This is a genomic window from Deinococcus sp. NW-56 (assembly GCF_002953415.1).
Taxonomy (GTDB): Bacteria; Deinococcota; Deinococci; order Deinococcales; family Deinococcaceae; genus Deinococcus.
On record NZ_CP026517.1, the window covers coordinates 69495 to 86124 of the forward strand.

Here is a 16630-nt window from a genome sequence, read left to right on the forward strand (position 1 = left end):
GGGTGCCGCGCGGGGCCACTGGACCGGGCAGGGCCACGCGGCCCCGTAGACGCGCCCCTGCCCCCCGCACCACCCGCCGGAACCCGCCTCCCCCTTCTTTCAGGGCCGCCACCACGTCAGCGTGTTGCCGTCCCGCACCAGCAGGCGGCCATCCGGGGCAAACGCCGCGTCGGGAAAGGGCAGGTCCCGCCCGCAGCCTCCCAGCCGGTTGAAGCCGCCCGCGAGGCTGGCGGGCGCTGCCAGCCTCCTGCCACGGCTGAGGTCCGCCAGGGCGTACCCGTACAGCGCCCAGCCGCACGCGTCCCCGCTGCCCTCGCGCAGCAGGGCCAGGCGGCCGTCCGCGCTCAGCGCCGCCAGGCCCCAGCCCGAGTTGGGATCGGGGGTCGTCGGCTTCAGGCGCAGCACCGGCCCCGCCTGCCCGGTGGCCGTGTTCAGCCGCCAGAACTCCATCTCCACCGGATCGCGCCGGGCGTCCGGGGCCATGCTGGACAGCGCCGCCCAGCGTCCGTCGGCGGACACGCTCAAGCCGAAGCCGCCCCGCCGCCAGTCCGTCCTCCAGAGGGGTTTCCCGCTCAGGCTGGTGGCCGAGAGCCGTTCGCGGTACCCCTGTTCGGGGCCGTTCTTGTCGTCCGCCACCGTCAGGACCACGCGCGAAACAGGGAAAGTGGCCCCGGCCGTCAACGGGAGCGGCTGGCCCCCCGCCGTCCACGCCTGAGCCTGCTCTTGCCCGCTTCTTGGGTTCCAGACCTGGGCCGACACCACCGTCCCGTCGGGGCTGAAGGCGAGCCGCTGCACGTTCCCGGCGGCGTTCCACTGCCGCAGGACCCGGCCCCGGAAGTCGTGCAGGCGAATCAGGTTGGCCTGAGCGGAGGCGAAGCGGTCCCCACGCAGGGCGGCGAGGGCGTTCACGTTGAGGGGCACCACCGTTCGCAGGCCCTTTCCCTCCAGCAGCGCCACCCGGCCCAGCCCCCCACCCCGCTGTAGCGCGACCAGCGCCCGCTGCCCACTCAGGGGCACGGCGTCCGTCACGGCCTCGCCCAGGCCGCGCAGGAAGCCCCCGTCCGCGAGGCGGCGCACCTCCGGCACGCTCCCCTGGCGCAGGGTCACGAAGGCCCGGCCGTCGGGCGAGGGCCACGCGCCCCGCAGACCCACCTGCGGCGAGAGGTCCCACACCCTGGCGCCGTCCTCGCGGTAGAGGGCCAGGAACTGCCCGTTCCGCAGCGCCCCCGTCTGGCGGTCGTGGGCATTGACCGCCATCAGCAGGCCGTACCCTTCTGACGTGTTCCCCACCCAGGTCAGCGACGGCGAGGTGCCTTCCAGCAAGAGCTGGCCCAGCGCCACCGGCCGCCACGTCTCTCCTTCCCGGAGGAACAGGGTGGCGGTCCCGTGCAGGCCGTAGGAGTCTTTCGGCAGGATCGCCAGCAGCGCGAGCCGCCCCCCGTTGTCACTCAGGGCCAGGGCCACCGGCTTGACTCCCTTGGGCAGGGGAAAGCGGGTGGTCTTGCCCACCTCGATCCGAACGAGGTCCTGGCCCTCGACCCGTGCCCGGACCTGCCCCGCCTGGGTGCAGACCTGCAACGACAGGCTGGAGATGGGGCAGGGGTCGCTGCGGAAGGTCTTCCTGCTGCGGGGGCTGAAGGTATACCCCAGCCGCACTGGGCGGTTCTGGCGCCACCCACGCGCCTCCAGGTGAAGGAATTCGCCCGTCATGCCCCGCAGGCTCAAGGTGGGCGCGTCTCCCACCTCTCTCGGCATGGCGAGGACCTGACGCCCCAGCGCAGCCCCCGTCGCGGCCTGCCAGCGCCGCAGTTCTCCAGTGGTATCCAGGGTGTAGACCTCGCGGCTGTCGGGCGACCACGCGGCGCCGCCCGCCGGGACCCATTCCGGCAGGGCGAGGTGGCCGAAGGTACCAGCCGAGTGGCCCTGGACCGTGAAGGTGCCCGTGGGACCGGCGGCAGCGGCGACAGGCAGGGCCAGCAGAAGCGAGGTCAGCAGCAGGCGCATGGGCTCAGTCTGGGCGGGAAAAGCTGACCGGGCGTGAGCGGGGCCGTCCCGTCTCCCGCCTGGCCCGTCCCGCCGCCTGCGGCGCGGGGACTCATACGGGTTCCGTCCACTCCGTTATCCAACCGGGAGAGCGCTGATGGGCTAACTCCTTTCCCGGCAACCGTTTTTTCCTCCTCGCTCTGCTCGGATTGAACAGATTTCGTACCTGTTCAACCGGAATCCGTATCACTCGCCTGCCGGGTCCGGGGTGGGCGCGGGGGAGGGGCACTTCTGAACCTCCCCGGCAAAAGCGTCGACCACCGCCGCGTCAAACTGCTGGCCGCGCTGGGCCAGCAGCTCGGCCAGGGCCTGCTCGGGCGTCCAGGCCCGCTTGTAGGGCCGCTGGCTGATGAGGGCGTCGTACACGTCGCACACCGCGAAAATCCGCGCCAGCAGGGGAATGGCTTCCCCCGCCAGGCGGTCCGAGTAGCCCGTGCCGTCCCAGCGCTCGTGGTGGTGCCGGATGACCAGCAGGGCGCCGGGTGCCAGGGCGGGCATCCGCAGCGCCATGGCGTGGCCCGCGCTGGCGTGCGTCTGCATCTGTGCATCTGTGCCCAAGTGCCGGAAGGGCAGTTGTCCGCGTAGACCCCCGATTCACCTCACAGGCGTGTTCCCAGTGTGGGCATACCTGCCGAGAGAACCGGGTCAGTCAATCGCGGTTTGTGTGTCAGAGTCGCGGCCATACGGCGAATGCCGACCACAACGCCGCTCTGAACATTCATGCGTTCACCGAGAAGCCCCGCAATGAATCGCGGGGAGTAGGTCACTCCAGGCCCTGAATGCCGAGGGTGGCGCGGTACTGACCCTTGGCCGACTCCCCGATCAGCAGCAGGCCCACCCGCGCCTTCCCGTCCTGGGTCAAGGTCCACAGGCTGCTCGTCAACGTGCCCGCGTCGGCGCGGTTGCGCAGGGTCCACCCGGCCTGCCGGAGCTGCGCGGCGTAATGGTCGAAGAGGGCCGCCCGCGAGAGCGTGCTCTCGATCCCCGCGTACTGGGTCACGTTATCGCCGCCGCCCCCGCCCCCACGCGGGGAGACCGTGGCCTGGGCCGGGGGCGTCAGTCTCGGCAGCAAGCGGGTGGGGTCGAAGCGGTCGTCCTGGGCGTAGCGCAGAATCTGCGCCAGTTCGGGCGAACGTTGCCGACCCAGCGTGACCTGCGTGACCCCGCCGACCACGCGGGTCTGGATGGTCAGTTGCTGGTCGGGGTTCTGGCGGTAGTAGGGACGGCCCCCGACCGGCGTGCTGGGCAGGAATCCGCCCTCCGGGGACGGCCCGCCGGGGGGCAGGGGAAAGACCTTCCAGCCTGCCGGGGCCAGCACGCGGGCGAAGTGGGCGTCGACCTGCTCGGGGGACAGCGCCGTGTCGAAGTAGACGGTGACGCCAGCGGGGTAGGCGGGATCGGGCGTCTCGGTCACCACGCTGCCGATCACCCGGCTGCCCTGGGGCAGGGAAAAGCCGAGGTCCGCCGGAAGCTGTCCCACCAGCACGCTGCTCCGGAGCGAGGCGGGTCCCCACAGCGGCGTGACGACCCGCCCAAGAAGTTCACGCTCGGGCGAGGCGGCGGGAGTCTGGGCCAGGGCCGAGGACAACACCAGCGCACCCAGCAGGGCCAGCAACTTGGAGGACATGCCCCAGCGTCCGGGGCCGGGCCTGACGGGGCGTGAGGGCAGGGTAAAGACCGGGCGGGCCGTCCCCGGCTCATGCGGAACCCGGCGGGTCTGGGCCGTCGATCCCCTGACCGCCCCCGTCAGGGCCTGGGAAGGGAGGCCGCGTTGTAGGGCACGGGAGGGCGCCCGTCTCCCCAGTCCACCTCCACCCACAGGGCCGTCGCCTGCTGGACCAATGCCCGCTGCGCCTCGGCGGGGGAACCGAAGATCAGCATGGACATCCCCATGCCGGGCACGAGCTGCCGGTTCATGCCGGTGCGCGGCCTCCAGTGCAGAACCTCCTTCCCGGAGCCGTCGCGTAACACCAGCCAGGCCTGCCACCGCCCGACCTCCTGAAAGTCCCGGATGGGGGCGCCCAGAGGGTCACGCCGACCGGGGCGGGCAGGGCCTCCCCGGAGCTGAGCCTTGACTCGAACTCCTGGGCCGCCCGGACGGCCTCGGGGTATCTGGGGTCGGTCCGGGTACACGCTCCCCGCAGCGACTCGGCGGGCGGCGTGAACCAGACCTGCCGCTCTCCGGCCCGCTCTCTCGCGGCGTTCAACTCCGCCTCTGTTGAAGGCGTGTCCGGTGTGCGGCAACTCCGCAGGCGCTCGGCCTGGGTGGGATACAGCAGGCGTTCCGGGGAGGGCGCCGGGGCCGTGCCCAGGCCACCCGCGAGCACCAGCGGGAAAAGCCACATGGGGCCAGTCTGCCTGCCTGCGAACGCCCGGTCATGAGGGAGCGGGGCAGGGGTGGGCGGGGCGCCCCACCGCCTCCCTTGACACGCCCGCGCCGTCCGCCGCCATCATGGGCGGGTGAAGCCTCTGCGCCGCGCCGCGCTGCTCGCCTGGCTGGGGGCGACGCTGGCCGTGGGATGGCTGGGGTGGACGGCCTCGGTCCGGGACGCCCAGGCCCGGTTCGAGACCGGGGCACGCATCCTGCACCGGGTGCTCTCGCAGCGCAGCGAGCAGCAGGAGACCGTGCTCGCCAGCCTGACGGCCCTGACCCGCGCGGGGGTCGGGGACGCCGCCCTGCACCAGTACGCCGCCGCCATGCGCGGCCAGTACCCGCAGATCGTGGGTGTGCAGCGCTGCCGCGCCCGCTGTGAGCTCCTGGGGCCGGGCGGGGCGGCGCTGCCGGACACGCCGCTCGCCCCGGATGGGGTGGGCCTGCGCTGGCACCCCACCTCGCCCACCCTGTACGCCCTCTCGCGGGGAGAGGTGCGGGTGTGGGTCGACGCCCGGCGCCTCTTCCGGGCCGACGACTTCACGGACCTGACCTCGACCTTTCGCCTGCGCCGCCCCGGCGACGGGCGGCTGCTGGCCGAGTGGGCCGGGGAGACCCCGGCGGGCCGGGCGGGCGGGCCGCTGCCGGTCCTGCGGGTGGGCAAGGTGCTGGGCAGCGCGGGTCAGCCCTTCGCCTTCGAGGGCGAGCACCCGCTGCGCTGGGCCGAGGTGCCCCTCGCGGGCCTGGCGCTCCTCGCCGGGCTGGCGGCCCTGGCAGCCATTGGCGGGGTCCGCCTGGTCGAGGGCCGCGAGCGTGCCCGCCGGGCCGCCCAGGCGGCCGAACGCGCCCTGGCGGCCGAACGTGCCCGCGCCGAAGGGGCCTTTCACGCGGTGGGCGAGGCATTGATCGTGACCGACGGGGCGCACCGGGTCCGCCTCGCCAACCCGGCCGCCCGGACCCTGCTGGGCGCCGCCCTGGCCGAGGGCCGCGACCTGCGGGAGGTCACGCACTTCCGGGCCACGCTCGACCAGGCGCCCTTCGACCCCGGCGCCTTCTGGGGCCAGCCCATCCCGGTGGAGCTGCCCGAGGGGGTCACGCTGGTCACGGAAGGCGGGGCACGGCGGGTGGAGGGAGCGCTGGCGCCCGTGCCCGTGCCGGGCGCGGGCGCCGGGTGGGTCCTCGTGCTGCGCGACGTGGGGCCGCTGCGGGCACGGGTGGTCGCGGCGCTGGAGGAGGGGGAGCGCCGGGTGCGCGAGCACGCCGAGACGCTGGCGCACGTGACCCGCCTCTCCACCCTGGGCGAGATGAGCGCGGGCCTCGCCCACGAACTCAACCAGCCCCTCACGGCCATCGTGAGCCACGGGCAGGCAGCCCTGCGCCTGCTCGACGACCCCGAGCGGGACGACGCCCGCGTGCGCCGCTCGCTGGAGGCGACCGTGACCCAGGCCAAGCGGGCGGCGAGCGTGATCGCGCACCTGCGCACTCTGGTGCGGCGCGCACCCACCCAGACCCGCCCGGTCGACGTGAATCAGGTGCTGGACAACGTCTCAGCCCTGATGGCCCACGAGGCCGAGCGGGCCGCCGTGGCCCTGGTGACGCGGGCCAGCTCGCGGCCCCTGATCGTGCCCGCCGACCCGGTGCATCTGGAGCAGGTGCTGCTCAACCTCGTTCGCAACGGGGTGGAGGCCGCGCGGGGGCACCCTGGGGCCGGGGTGGAGGTCGTCGCCCGCCGCGAGGGAGCCCAGGCCCAGGTGGAGGTGCGCGACACCGGCCCCGGCCTGGCCGACAGCGTGCGGGGGCGGCTCTTTACCCCGTTCACCACCACCAAGCCGGGCGGACTGGGGCTGGGCCTCTCGCTGTCGCAGACGCTGATGCAGGGCATGGGCGGCGACCTGCGGGGCGAGAATGGCCCCGGCGGGGGCGCCATCTTCACCGTGACGCTCCCCCTGGACGTGGAGGCGCCCCAGTATGTCTGAGCTCCCGCCCACCGAGCCCACCGTGTTTCTCGTCGACGATGACGACGCGGTGCGCGACGCCCTCGCCACCCTGCTGGGGACGGTGGACCTGCGCGTGCGCGAGTACGGGGACCCGCTGACCTTTCTCGCGCAGCTCGACCGCGAGGCCATCGGCTGCCTGATTCTCGACGTGCGGATGCCGCACGTGAGCGGCCTGCACCTGCAGGAGCAGCTCACGCGCGAGGGGGTGGACCTCCCGGTGATCGTGATGACCGGACACGGGGACATCGACGTGTGCCGCCGCGCCTTCAAAGCGGGCGCGGTGGAGTTCCTCACCAAGCCGGTGGACGAACTCGCGCTGCTGGAGGCCACCGGCCTGGGCATCCGGACCCACCTCGCGCGGCGGTCGCGGCAGGCCGCGGCGCGGGAAGCCCGCGAGGCCCTGGCGGGGCTCTCCGCGCGGGAACGCGAGGTCCTGCGGCTGATCGTGGACGGGGCCAGCAACAAGCAGGCTGCCCGCACCCTGGGCATCTCGGCCCGGACGGTGGAGACGCACCGCGCGAGCATCCTCGGCAAGCTGGGCGTGGCCTCTCTCGCGCAGCTCGTGCGGGTGTACCTCGCCAGTGTCGGGGACAGCGCGGGGGCCAGCGCCGGGGAGGGTCCGTAATTCTACGGAGGCCGCCCCGCACTCGCCCGAATGGTGCGTGGCTGGGTCCCCACGTCAGAGTGGGGCCATGAACCGGACCCTGCTCGCCGCGCTCGCCCTGAGCCTGCCCGCCGCCGCCCTCGCCCAGACGGCCCCCGCCGCCCAGCCCGCGCCGCCGCCCGTGCAGCTCGCCACCACCGCGACCGTCACGCAGGCGAGCCTCAGCCTCGCCGCCGCCCTGCGCGTCGCCCAGCTCACCGTGCAGAACTGTGCCCGGCAGGGGTACAACGTCGCGGCGACGGTCGTGGACCGGGCCGGGATCACCCTGGCCGTCGCCCGCGCCGAGAACGCCGGGCCGCACACCGTGGACGCGAGCTACCGCAAGGCGTACACCAGTGCCTCGGCCCGCAACCTGACCTCCGCGCTGGCCCAGAACCTGGCGAACACCCCCACCCTGGCGGATATCCCCGGCTTCCTGATCCTGGCGGGCGGGGTGCCGGTGCGCGTGAATAACGTGGTGGTGGGCGCGGTCGGCGTGGGCGGTGCTCCCAGCGGCCTGACCGACGAGAAGTGCGCGGTAGACGCCCTGACCGCCGTCCTGGGCCGGTGAGACGAGCCCTGCTGGCCGCCCTGCTGCTGCTCCCCGTCGCGGGGGCAGGGGGGGCGGCCACCCCTCTGGGACAGATGAGTCAGCCGAACCTGAATACGGCCCTGTGGGCGGCGGCCGAACGGGGTGACGCCGCCCGCGTCCGCGACCTGCTGGGGCGCGGTGCCTCGCCGGATGCCCGGCGCCCGGACGGCCGCACCGCCCTGACGGCCGCCGCCCTCGGGAACCACGTCGCGGTGGCCCGGCTGCTGGTCGCGGCGGGGGCCGATCCCGACCCGCAGGACACGGACCGCAACAACGCCCTGCTCGTCACCGGCGAGACCGGGAGCGTGCCCATGCTGCGCGAGGTGCTGCGGGCAAGGCCGGACCTCACCCGCACCAACCGCTTTGGCGGCACGGCCCTGATTCCGGCGGCCGACCGGGGGCACGCCGAGTACGTCCGCGAGATTCTGAAGACGGGCATCGACGTGGACCACGTCAACAACCTGGGTTGGACCGCCCTGCTGGAGGCGGTGATCCTGGGTGACGGGGGGGCGCGGCACACCGAGATCGTGCGCCTCCTGCTCGCGGCGGGAGCCAGTCCCAACCTGGCCGACCGCGACGGGGTGACACCCCTGGCCCACGCGAAACGGCGCGGCTTCCGGGGGATGGTGGCCCTGCTGACGGCGGCGGGTGGGCGCTGACCCGGTGGGGGGGTGGCCCTTCTCACGTCCCCTGGGGGGTCACGGCGCCGGACGTGCGGTGTCGGGCGGGCCGGGTTCGTCCGGGAGGCTGAAGTGGAAGGTGGTCGTAAAACGGGCTGCCGGGCCGTGGCCCGTACTGGAGATGAGGCCGTTCTGTTGCGCAAAGCTGCCCTCAAGAACCCATGAGTGGGCCAGGGTATCCGTGGGCAGGTTTCACCGCAGCCGCCGGATGGCCGGTATCTCGCCCGGCGGCGGTGACGGGTACTCTGGGAGGCGATGACCGCCGACCCCCGGACCGACCGCATGAGTGCTTTCGCGCAGGCTTTGATGACCCTGATGGTGGGGCACGGGGTCGCGGCCATCCGGCCCCACGGTGGGGGCGGGACGCTGGGCCTGACCGAGAGCGGCGAGTTCGTCACCCGCGACCTCGCGTTCGAGTTCCTGGCCCCCGCCGACCACCGGGCCGCCGCTGGGGCGCTGGGCCTCGTGCCCGTGCCCGGCGACGGCCCGCGCGGCATGGCCGACGTGCAGGCCTTTGTCCGGGCGGCGGGGCAGGTCTACGACGCGCACGGGGTCCACAGCCTCGACCTCGGCCCCGGTGCCCTGCTGGGCTTCCGGCCGGGTCCCTCGGGCATGACCTTCGTGACCGACGGGGTCGCGGTGACCCTGCGGAGGGAGGGGTAAGCGCCCGGCCCCTGCTCGGCCTCGGCACCTCGCAACTTCTCCAGGTTGACCGCAGGACGTGAACGGCAGGCCCCGCCGCTCCGCGGAGGCCGTCCGCCTCGCCGGGGGCCTGCCGCTGTTGCTGCCCAACCTGCCGGAACTCGCCGCCGACTACGCCGTGCAGGTCGACGCGGTGGTCCTCACCGGGGGCGCCGGGCTGCTGGGCGTGCGGGTGGGGTGATCCCACTCAGGTGGTGCTACAGGAAGGCCCGGCCTCCCGCCGTCACCTTGCCCGCCAGCCACCCCTCCAGGGCGTCGAGCGCCTCCGGGCGCACGCCGTAGGTCAGCAGGGCGGGTGCGTCCACGTCCAGCATCGCGTACGGATTCCACAGCGCGAGGTGCAGGTCGGGGGTGGCCCGCCGCCACGCGGGGTGCCGGTGCCGGGAGGTCGTGGCGAGAATCAGGGTCCGCCCCGGCGTCCGCAGGGCCGCCCAGTCGAGCGTCTCCGGGCTGGCGGTGAGGCAGGCCTCCACGTCGTAGAGGCGCGAGAGCCGCCGCGCGAGGTCGTGCCCGGTCACGCCCGCCTCCGTGACGTTCTGGCCCGGCACATCGTCCAGGGCCACCAGCGTGACCGCCGAGCCGGGCGGCGGGGGCCGCGGGTCACCCCAGGCGGTCAGCCCCCGTCCCCACGCCTCGCGGAAGAGGGCACGGTTGGCGGCCTGCTCCCGCGCCGGGTACCCGCCGGGCTGCGGGCGGCTGGGAAAGCGCCGGGCCAGCGCGTCCAGCCGGACCAGCTTGCCGGGCACGTCCGGCACCCGCCCGGCGGCGAGAGCTTCTTCCACCGCCCGCAACGTCTCCTCCTGCGCCAAGCGGCGGCCCAGCGCCATCACCAGATCGGCCCCGGCCTGAAGCGCCCGCACCGCCGCCTCGCCGCGCCCGTAATGGTCGTCGATGGCCTTCATGCCCATCGAGTCGGTGACGACCACACCCTCATATCCCCACTCCTTCCGCAGTAGGCCCGTCAGTACGGCGGGCGAGAGGGTCGCGGGATGCTCCGGGTCCAGCGCGGGGTAGACGATATGCGCGGTCATCACGGCGGGCACGTCGGCCTCCCCCAGGGCGCGGCGAAAGGGCACGAACTCGCCCGCCTCCAGCGCGGCGCGGGGCTTGTCCACCCTCGGCAGAGCGAGGTGGCTGTCGAGGTGGGTGTCTCCGTGCCCCGGAAAATGCTTGACACATCCGGCCACGCCCTCGGGGAGCGAGCCCTCCAGCCAGGCGAGCGCGAGGTCGGTCGCCCGCTGCGGCTCCGACCCGAAGGCCCGGTCCCCGATCACCGGGTTGTGCGGGTTGACGTTCACGTCGAGCACCGGGGCGAAATTCCAGTTGATCCCCAGCGCCGCCAGCGGCCGGGCCACCGCCGCGCCGACCGCCCGCGCCAGCGCTGGGTCGTCCGCCGCCCCCAGGCTCATCGCGCTGGGCGGAAAGGGCCAGAAGGGGGTGCGGTACACGCCGCCGCCCTCCTGGTCGATGGCGATCAAGGCCCCCTCGCCCAGCACCTCCCGCACCTCCGCGACGAGGCGGGCGAACTGCTCCTGGGTCCCGATGTTCTTCCGGAAGAGGCACACGGCGCGGATACGCCAGCGGCGCAGGTGCTCGCGGGTGTCGGGGTCGAGGTCCGGGCCGGGGAGGTCCACCATCAGGAGGGGTCCGGCGTGGGGGGCATCAGGCAGCATGGTCACTCCCTTCCCGCGAGCAGCGTGTTGCCCACCGCCCGGCGCAGGGTCTGGATGTCGAAGGGGCCGTGGCGGCTGGGGTGGACCCGGTTGGTCAGCAGCACCCAGGCCAGCCCCCGCGCGGGGTCCACCCACAGCCCGGTCCCGGTAAAGCCGGTGTGCCCAAAGGCTCCCGCGCCCGCCAGGCTGCCCCCGCTCCAGCCTGGCTGCGCGGCCACGAAGGCGAGGGTGCGGCCCGGCGCCTGCGGGGAGAGCGCCGCCGCCTGCCCCGCCGGGGAGAGCCACCCGCCCCGCAGCAGGGATTCGGCCTGGGAGAGCACCCCCGCCAGCGTCCCGAACAGCCCCGCGTGTCCGGCGACCCCACCCAGCGCCCAGGCGTTCTCGTCGTGCGTCTCGCCGCGAAGTACCCGCCCGCGCCAGGGGCAGCACTCGGTGGCCGCCGTCCGCTCGGGGTCGGGCGTGAAGGTCAGGCCGGGGTCCAGCGCGAAGTCGCGCAGGGGCCGTCCCCGCACCCGCTCCAGCACCGTCCCCAGCAGCAGATACCCCAGGTCGCTGTACACCACCTCGCCGGGGGCCGAAACCGGCCAGGGTTCCTGAAGCAGCCGCGCCCGGATCGTCCCCGCCTCGCCCCAGGCATAGATCGGCGCCCAGGCGGGCAGGCCCGCCGTGTGGGTCAGGAACTGGCGCAGCGTCCGCGTCCTCAACTCCGTCTCCTGCATCCAGGCGAGGTCGGGGAGATGGGTCGAGAGCGGATCGCCCAGGTCCAGCACCCCCGCCTCCACCCCACGCAGCACCTCACGCGCGGTGAAAAGGGGCTTGGTCAGGCTGGCGAGGTCCCACCAGAACTCCTCGTCCAGCGGCACGGGCTCCGGTTCCAGCGCCGCGTGGCCCAGGGCCAGGGTCGCCCGCTCGCCCGCCGCGTCCACCACCCCCAGGGCCGCGCCGGGCAGGCCACTTTCCTCCACCGCCCGGCGTAGCACCTCGCGGGTGCAATTGGAAATCATTCTTCCCCCAGGGCGAGGCGGGCGTGGCCGTTCGCCGCCTCCAGCCGCGCCCGCGCCTCCGGTGCGTCCACGCCGAGCCGCAGCATCACGACCGCCGTCTTGACGTGACCCCCGGCTCCCGCGAGGGCGGCCCTGGCTTCCGCCTCCCCCGCGCCGGTCGCGTGGCAGGTCAGGGCCAGGGCGCGGGCTTCGAGCTTGGCGTTGCTGGCCCGCAGATCCACCATCAGGTTGCCGTAGACCTTGCCCAGCCGGACCATCAGGGCGCTCGACAGGGTGTTCAAGGCGATCTTCTGCGCGGTCCCGGCCTTGAGCCGGGTGCTGCCGCTGATCACCTCCGGGCCGGTGTCCAGCAGCACCGGGCAGTCCACCGCCGCCAGCAGGGGAGCGCCGGGGTTGTTGGCGAGGCCCACCGTCAGCGCCCCCGCCGCCCGCGCCCCCCGCGCCGCCCCCAGCACGTAGGGGGTGGTGCCGCTCGCCGCGAGGAGCAGCGCCACGTCCCCCGTCCCCACCCCGGCGCCGACCACATCCGCCTCGCCCCGCGCGGGGTCGTCCTCGGCGCCCTCGGTCGCCCGGCGAATCGCCCCGTCCCCTCCGGCGATGAGTCCCACGGCCCGCTCCGGCGGCCACGAGAAGGTGGGCGGCAGCTCCGAGGCGTCCAGGATGCCCAGCCGCCCGCTCGTCCCCGCGCCCAGGTACAGTAGCCGCCCGCCCGCTTGCAGCCGGGGCAGCGCCGCCTCCACCGCCCGCGCCAGCGCCGGGGCCGCCGCCTTCACCGCCGCGAGCGCCGCGTGCTGGTCGTCCACCAGCGCCTGCACCAGCGCGTCCACGCCCAGCCGGTCGAGGTCGGGGTGCCCCGGATGAACCGCCTCGGTGCGGCGGGGGTCGGCGGGAAGGGGCGGCGTGGCGGGGCCAGTCAGGGGGGGAGTCGTCATGCGGGGGTCTCCGGGGGAGGGGGAGCGAGGAGGCTTCCGGCGTGGGCGGCCCGCCGCGCCCCGGTCGCCCCCGGCAGCGTGTTGGGCCAGCCCTGCGCCCGCGCGTAGCCCAGCAGGGCGAAGGCGGCGGCCTCGCGGGTGGCGTCGGTGAAGCCGTGCTCGGCCCAGCCGACCTCCGAGAAAGTGCGGACAGGGACGGGTGAAAGAGCCCGGCGCAGGGCGGCCAGCAGCACCGGATTCCGCGCCCCGCCCCCCGCGACGACCACCTCGTCCAGCCCGCGCGGGAGGACCCAGCGCCGGTAGGCGTCCGCGACCGTCCGCGCGGTGAAGGCGGTCGCGGTGGCGGCAAGGTCGGGCACGGACAGGGCGGGGGGGGAGGGGAGACGCCCCAGGGTCCAGACCTCCCGCCCGGTGGCCTTGGGCGGCGGGGCCTGGAGTTCGGGATGCGCGAGCCACGCGGCCAGCGTCTCCGGATGAAGGGTCCCCGCCGCCGCCAGCCGCCCGCCCTCATCGCACGCCTGCCCGACGAGGGCGGCCACCTCGTCCAGCAGGCAGTTGGCGGGGCCGGTGTCGAAGGCGAGCACGCCGCCGGGGTCTTCCCCCGGCAGGAGGGTCAGGTTGCTGATCCCGCCGAGGTTGTGGACCGCCCGGCGCACCCCCGCCTGCGCGAACAGCGCCCAGTCCGCGAAGGGGACCAGTGGCGCCCCCTGTCCCCCCGCCGCGAGGTCGGCCGGGCGGAAGTCCGCCACGACGGGCTTCCCGGTTCGCTCAGCGATCACCGCTGCCGCCCCGAGTTGCAGGGTGGCGGGCCGCGCCCAGCCCCGCGCGGGGTCAGGCCGGGGATGGTGCGCCACCGTCTGCCCGTGCGAGGCGATCAGGTCCGCGTCCCCGGCGAGGGGCCGGGCGGCTTCGGCCAGCGCCTCGCCCAGCCACCAGTGCAACTGGGTGAGATCGGCCGTGTCCGCCTCGTTCCGCATCGCCCGCAGGACGGCGGCCCGCAGCTCCGGCGGGTAGGGGGTGAAGACGTGCTCCACCACCCGGCCACGCGGCACCCCTCCCGGCAACCGGGGAAAGCGCCCGCCCGCCCCCAGCGTGGGCCAGCCCGGCAGCTCCAGCAGCGCGGCGTCGATGCCGTCGGCGCTCGTGCCGCTCATCAGGCCCAGGACGCGGGGAGGGGTCAAGAGGTGCCCCCGGCGTGCAATTCCATCACGAAGTCGTAGCGGTCGCCCCGGTAATGGGCGCGGCCGTACTCGACCGGGCGCCCGTCCGCCGCCCACGACACCCGCTCGGTGGCGAGCAGCGCCGCGCCGGGAGAGACAGCCAGCCAGCCCGCGAGCGGCTCCTGGGCGTTTACCGCCCGCAGGTGCCGCACCGCCCGCACCGGGCTGAGGCCCCGCCCCGCCAGCAGCGCGTAGAGGCTGGCGTCAGTCACCTCGGCTTCGGTCAGGCGGCCCACCAGCGCGGCGGGCAGGGTGCTTTCCTCCACCGCGAGGGGCTCGCCGTCGGCGGTGCGGAGGCGGCGCAGGCGGTACACCGCGTCTCCCGGCGAGAGGCCCAGCGTCAGCAGTTCCTGCCCGGTGGGACGGCCCTCCTCGAAGCTCAGCACCCGCGCCCCCGGCGTCCCGCCCCGCGAGCGCACGTCCTCCGAAAAGCTGCTGAGCAGCCCCAGCGGACGCGGGCGCCGGGCGGGGTCCTCGTGGGGCGCGTTGACAAAAGTGCCGCTGCCGTGCCGCCGGGTCAGCAATTCCCGTTGCGCCAGCCAGTCCAGCGCCCGCCGCACCGTGACCCGCGAGACGCCCAGTGTCCCGGCCAGCTCGCGCTCGGCGGGCAGGGCCGTGCCGCCCGGCAACTCGCCCCCCTCGATGCGGGCGGCCAGCCCCTGCGCGAGTTGCAGGTAGGCGGGGGTGGCGCTCCCAGCGTCGATAGGCACCAGCCAGGGCAGGGCGGTCAGGGACATCCTGTCCACCGTACCACTTGCAGACCAATCTGGGGAGAGGGTTGCAGAGGTCTCTAAGTGGTCTTATGCTGGGGACGTTACCTCAACCACAATTCGCCCCGTTCCCTGGAGGATCCCCATGCCCACGCGCTCCCCGCTGCCGCGCCTTTGCGGCCTCGCCGGTCTCGTCACCCTCGCCCTGTGCGGCGGCGCCCTGGCCGCCCCCAAGAAAGTCACGGGCTACGGCAACCTCGGCATCACAAACGGCAAGCCCGGCGGCACCTACACCCTGGCGCTGGGGGACAGCCCGCAGAGCCTCTTTTACTACGGGGTGATCGACAACAACCTCGGGCTGATCTCGCAGCAGATGTTCGACGGGCTGGTCGAGTTCAACTACGCGACCTACAAGGTCGAGCCTGCGCTGGCCGAGAGCTGGACCGTCAGCCCCGACGGCCGCACCTACACCTTCCGGCTGCGCCAGGGCGTGAAGTGGAGCGACGGCCAGGCGTTCGACGCCGACGACGTGGTCTTCACCTACAGCCAGATCATCATGAATCCGGAAGCGCGGGCAGGCGACGCCGCCTCCTTCAAGCTCGACGGCAAGCAGGTCGAGGTCCGCAAGGTGAACGCCAACACCGTGCGTTTCGTGCTGCCGCGCCCCAGCCCGGCCTTCCTCCTTCAGATGCGCTCCTTCATCATGCCCAAGCACAAGCTGCTCAGATACTCGCAAGAAGGCGGCGCCAAGCCCGCCGACATCAACAGCGCCTGGCCCAGCAACGTCCGCGAGTCCGAGGTCGTCGGCACCGGTCCCTTCCGGCTCAGCAACTACACCGCCGGACAGAAGGTCACCCTGACCCGCAACCCCAACTACTGGAAGGTGGACGGGCGGGGCACCAAGCTGCCCTACCTGGCCGGGCTGGAATTCCTGATTATCCGCGACCCCCAGGCGCAGGTCGCGCAGTTCCTGGCCGGGAACCTCGACCAGCTCAACATCACCGGGGCACAGTTCCCGGACCTCAAGCAGAGGGAGGTGGCGGGGGCGCCCTTCAAGGTCTTCCGCTCGACGGCGCTGTTCGGCTCGCCGCCCTTCGTGGCTTACAACTTCGACGCGAAGAACGCGGCGCTGGCGAAGGTCTTCAGCGACGTGCGCTTCCGCCGGGCGATGCAGCAGGCGGTCAACCGCGAGCGCATCATCGACACCGTCTACAACGGCCTCGCCAGCCTGCCGGGACACGGGGTCGCGCCCATCAACAAGGAGTGGTACACCAACACCACCCGGCAGCTCGGCTCCTTTAACCTCGCGGCGGCGGGCGAGGCCCTCGACGCGATGGGCATCCGCGACACCAACCGCGACGGCATCCGCAACCTGCCCGGCGGCGGCAACCTGGAATTCGACCTCACCTACGGCACCGATTCCAGCGTGTACCCGGCCATCGCCACCATCCTCCAGAGCGACTTCGCCCGCATCGGCGTGAAGGTCAACCTGCGCGGCATCCTGTCCTCGCGCCTGCTCTCGACCGGGCAGAGCGGCGACTGGGAGATGATCCTGCACGCCTTTGGCGACCAGCCCGATCCCGAGTTGCGTAAGCCCATCTGGCAGCCCGGCGGCGCCCTGTACTACTGGCACCGCAGCCTCCAGCCCGCCCAGGACGGCGGACGGCCCAACCTGACCCGCATGGCCCCCTGGGAGCGCGAGATCTACAACATCTTCGAGGACGCGGCCGTCACCACCAGCGCCAGCCGCCGCAAGGCGCTGTACACCCGCTGGCAACTCCTCTTTGCCCAGAACCTGCCGGTCACGCCCATCGCCAAGCCGGAGAACATCGGCGCCGTCAGCAACAAGTTCGGCAACTATATCTACAACCTCGGCGTGATTCCCGGCTACAACCCGGTGCCGCTGATCTACCAGAAGTAGGGAGCGGTGAATGGTTGATGGTCTGAGGGGGGAGAACATCCCGTGTTTTGAGGGCGAGCTTCGCCCGCCACCCCCCTCCCCGGCCCTCCCCCACAAGGGGGGAGGGAGAAAAGATGGAGCTGCGCCCTTGTTCTTCCCCACA

At 73.6% G+C, this 16630-nt stretch carries 17 protein-coding genes; 8 read left to right on the forward strand and 9 right to left on the reverse strand.

Going from position 1 to position 16630, the window contains the following annotated elements; all coding sequences use genetic code 11:
• Positions 1 to 99: 99 nt before the first annotated feature.
• Both C3K08_RS14205 and C3K08_RS14210 read right to left on the reverse strand, forming a co-directional pair.
• A complete protein-coding gene (locus tag C3K08_RS14205) occupies positions 100 to 2004 on the reverse strand; it encodes a hypothetical protein (protein ID WP_104992143.1) in 1905 nt (634 codons plus the stop codon).
• A gap of 225 nt (positions 2005 to 2229) precedes the next feature.
• Entirely contained in the window at positions 2230 to 2583 is a 354-nt protein-coding gene (locus C3K08_RS14210; RefSeq protein WP_304529220.1) for an HD-GYP domain-containing protein, read from the reverse strand.
• Between the two features lie 2 nt (positions 2584 to 2585).
• Between C3K08_RS14210 and C3K08_RS14215 the strand changes: the two genes are divergently transcribed.
• Entirely contained in the window at positions 2586 to 2822 is a 237-nt protein-coding gene (locus C3K08_RS14215) for a zinc ribbon domain-containing protein (RefSeq protein ID WP_158679949.1), read from the forward strand.
• Here C3K08_RS14215 and C3K08_RS14220 read toward each other — a convergent pair.
• Positions 2807 to 3670: a hypothetical protein gene (locus tag C3K08_RS14220; RefSeq protein WP_104992144.1), complete on the reverse strand. Its 864-nt coding sequence runs from the start codon at positions 3668 to 3670 to the stop codon at positions 2807 to 2809. The genes C3K08_RS14215 and C3K08_RS14220 overlap by 16 nt on opposite strands.
• Before the next feature lie 119 nt (positions 3671 to 3789).
• Complete coding sequence (locus tag C3K08_RS14225) at positions 3790 to 3960, reverse strand: hypothetical protein (protein ID WP_158679950.1); 171 nt, start codon at positions 3958 to 3960, stop codon at positions 3790 to 3792.
• Between the two features lie 543 nt (positions 3961 to 4503).
• On the opposite strand from C3K08_RS14225, the gene C3K08_RS18835 reads away from it, so the two are divergent.
• From C3K08_RS18835 to C3K08_RS17995, 6 genes are all read left to right on the forward strand, one after another.
• Positions 4504 to 6390, forward strand: coding sequence for a sensor histidine kinase (locus C3K08_RS18835; protein WP_104992146.1), 1887 nt, complete (start codon positions 4504 to 4506; stop codon positions 6388 to 6390).
• Complete coding sequence (locus C3K08_RS14235) at positions 6383 to 7036, forward strand: response regulator transcription factor (protein WP_104992147.1); 654 nt, start codon at positions 6383 to 6385, stop codon at positions 7034 to 7036. The genes C3K08_RS18835 and C3K08_RS14235 overlap by 8 nt, the downstream gene beginning before the upstream one ends.
• Before the next feature lie 67 nt (positions 7037 to 7103).
• Entirely contained in the window at positions 7104 to 7625 is a 522-nt protein-coding gene (locus C3K08_RS14240; protein ID WP_104992148.1) for a heme-binding protein, read from the forward strand.
• A 74-nt stretch (positions 7626 to 7699) separates the two neighbouring features.
• Complete coding sequence (locus C3K08_RS14245) at positions 7700 to 8305, forward strand: ankyrin repeat domain-containing protein (RefSeq protein ID WP_104992387.1); 606 nt, start codon at positions 7700 to 7702, stop codon at positions 8303 to 8305.
• A 276-nt stretch (positions 8306 to 8581) separates the two neighbouring features.
• On the forward strand, positions 8582 to 8989 hold the full coding sequence (locus C3K08_RS14250) for a hypothetical protein (RefSeq protein ID WP_104992149.1): 408 nt from the start codon (positions 8582 to 8584) through the stop codon (positions 8987 to 8989).
• Between the two features lie 58 nt (positions 8990 to 9047).
• Positions 9048 to 9209, forward strand: a complete 162-nt coding sequence (locus C3K08_RS17995) for a gamma-glutamyl-gamma-aminobutyrate hydrolase family protein (RefSeq protein ID WP_158679951.1) — start codon at positions 9048 to 9050, stop codon at positions 9207 to 9209.
• Between the two features lie 16 nt (positions 9210 to 9225).
• Here the strand turns inward: C3K08_RS17995 and C3K08_RS14260 are convergent, their stop codons facing one another.
• The 5 genes from C3K08_RS14260 to C3K08_RS14280 are packed head-to-tail and all read right to left on the reverse strand — an operon-like array spanning position 9226 to position 14594.
• Positions 9226 to 10701: a glycoside hydrolase family 3 protein gene (locus tag C3K08_RS14260; RefSeq protein WP_234009253.1), complete on the reverse strand. Its 1476-nt coding sequence runs from the start codon at positions 10699 to 10701 to the stop codon at positions 9226 to 9228.
• 2 nt (positions 10702 to 10703) lie between these two features.
• Positions 10704 to 11705 (reverse strand): serine hydrolase, encoded by a 1002-nt coding sequence (locus tag C3K08_RS14265; RefSeq protein WP_104992150.1) that lies wholly within the window; start codon positions 11703 to 11705, stop codon positions 10704 to 10706.
• A complete protein-coding gene (locus C3K08_RS14270; RefSeq protein ID WP_104992151.1) occupies positions 11702 to 12637 on the reverse strand; it encodes an N-acetylmuramic acid 6-phosphate etherase in 936 nt (311 codons plus the stop codon). Before C3K08_RS14270 ends, C3K08_RS14265 begins: the two co-directional genes overlap by 4 nt.
• Positions 12634 to 13818: an anhydro-N-acetylmuramic acid kinase gene (locus C3K08_RS14275; RefSeq protein WP_304529221.1), complete on the reverse strand. Its 1185-nt coding sequence runs from the start codon at positions 13816 to 13818 to the stop codon at positions 12634 to 12636. The genes C3K08_RS14270 and C3K08_RS14275 overlap by 4 nt, the downstream gene beginning before the upstream one ends.
• Positions 13815 to 14594, reverse strand: coding sequence for a GntR family transcriptional regulator (locus C3K08_RS14280; protein WP_104992153.1), 780 nt, complete (start codon positions 14592 to 14594; stop codon positions 13815 to 13817). Before C3K08_RS14280 ends, C3K08_RS14275 begins: the two co-directional genes overlap by 4 nt.
• Before the next feature lie 118 nt (positions 14595 to 14712).
• Between C3K08_RS14280 and C3K08_RS14285 the strand changes: the two genes are divergently transcribed.
• Positions 14713 to 16488 carry an ABC transporter substrate-binding protein gene (locus tag C3K08_RS14285; RefSeq protein WP_104992154.1) on the forward strand — a complete coding sequence of 592 codons (1776 nt, stop codon included), beginning with the start codon at positions 14713 to 14715 and terminating at the stop codon, positions 16486 to 16488.
• The last annotated feature ends 142 nt before the right edge of the window (positions 16489 to 16630 follow it).

Bases quoted from the DNA above. Each gene is read 5' to 3' on its own strand.
- C3K08_RS14220 (WP_104992144.1), bottom strand. From the start codon at position 3,670: ATGTCCTCCAAGTTGCTGGCCCTGCTGGGTGCGCTGGTGTTGTCCTCG.
- C3K08_RS14270 (WP_104992151.1), bottom strand. From the start codon at position 12,637: ATGACGACTCCCCCCCTGACTGGCCCCGCCACGCCGCCCCTTCCCGCC.
- C3K08_RS14285 (WP_104992154.1), top strand. From the start codon at position 14,713: ATGCCCACGCGCTCCCCGCTGCCGCGCCTTTGCGGCCTCGCCGGTCTC.
- C3K08_RS14280 (WP_104992153.1), bottom strand. From the start codon at position 14,594: ATGTCCCTGACCGCCCTGCCCTGGCTGGTGCCTATCGACGCTGGGAGC.
- C3K08_RS14210 (WP_304529220.1), bottom strand. From the start codon at position 2,583: ATGCAGACGCACGCCAGCGCGGGCCACGCCATGGCGCTGCGGATGCCC.
- C3K08_RS14265 (WP_104992150.1), bottom strand. From the start codon at position 11,705: ATGATTTCCAATTGCACCCGCGAGGTGCTACGCCGGGCGGTGGAGGAA.
- C3K08_RS14235 (WP_104992147.1), top strand. From the start codon at position 6,383: ATGTCTGAGCTCCCGCCCACCGAGCCCACCGTGTTTCTCGTCGACGAT.
- C3K08_RS14245 (WP_104992387.1), top strand. From the start codon at position 7,700: ATGAGTCAGCCGAACCTGAATACGGCCCTGTGGGCGGCGGCCGAACGG.
- C3K08_RS14225 (WP_158679950.1), bottom strand. From the start codon at position 3,960: ATGAACCGGCAGCTCGTGCCCGGCATGGGGATGTCCATGCTGATCTTC.
- C3K08_RS14240 (WP_104992148.1), top strand. From the start codon at position 7,104: ATGAACCGGACCCTGCTCGCCGCGCTCGCCCTGAGCCTGCCCGCCGCC.
- C3K08_RS14205 (WP_104992143.1), bottom strand. From the start codon at position 2,004: ATGCGCCTGCTGCTGACCTCGCTTCTGCTGGCCCTGCCTGTCGCCGCT.
- C3K08_RS14250 (WP_104992149.1), top strand. From the start codon at position 8,582: ATGACCGCCGACCCCCGGACCGACCGCATGAGTGCTTTCGCGCAGGCT.
- C3K08_RS14260 (WP_234009253.1), bottom strand. From the start codon at position 10,701: ATGCTGCCTGATGCCCCCCACGCCGGACCCCTCCTGATGGTGGACCTC.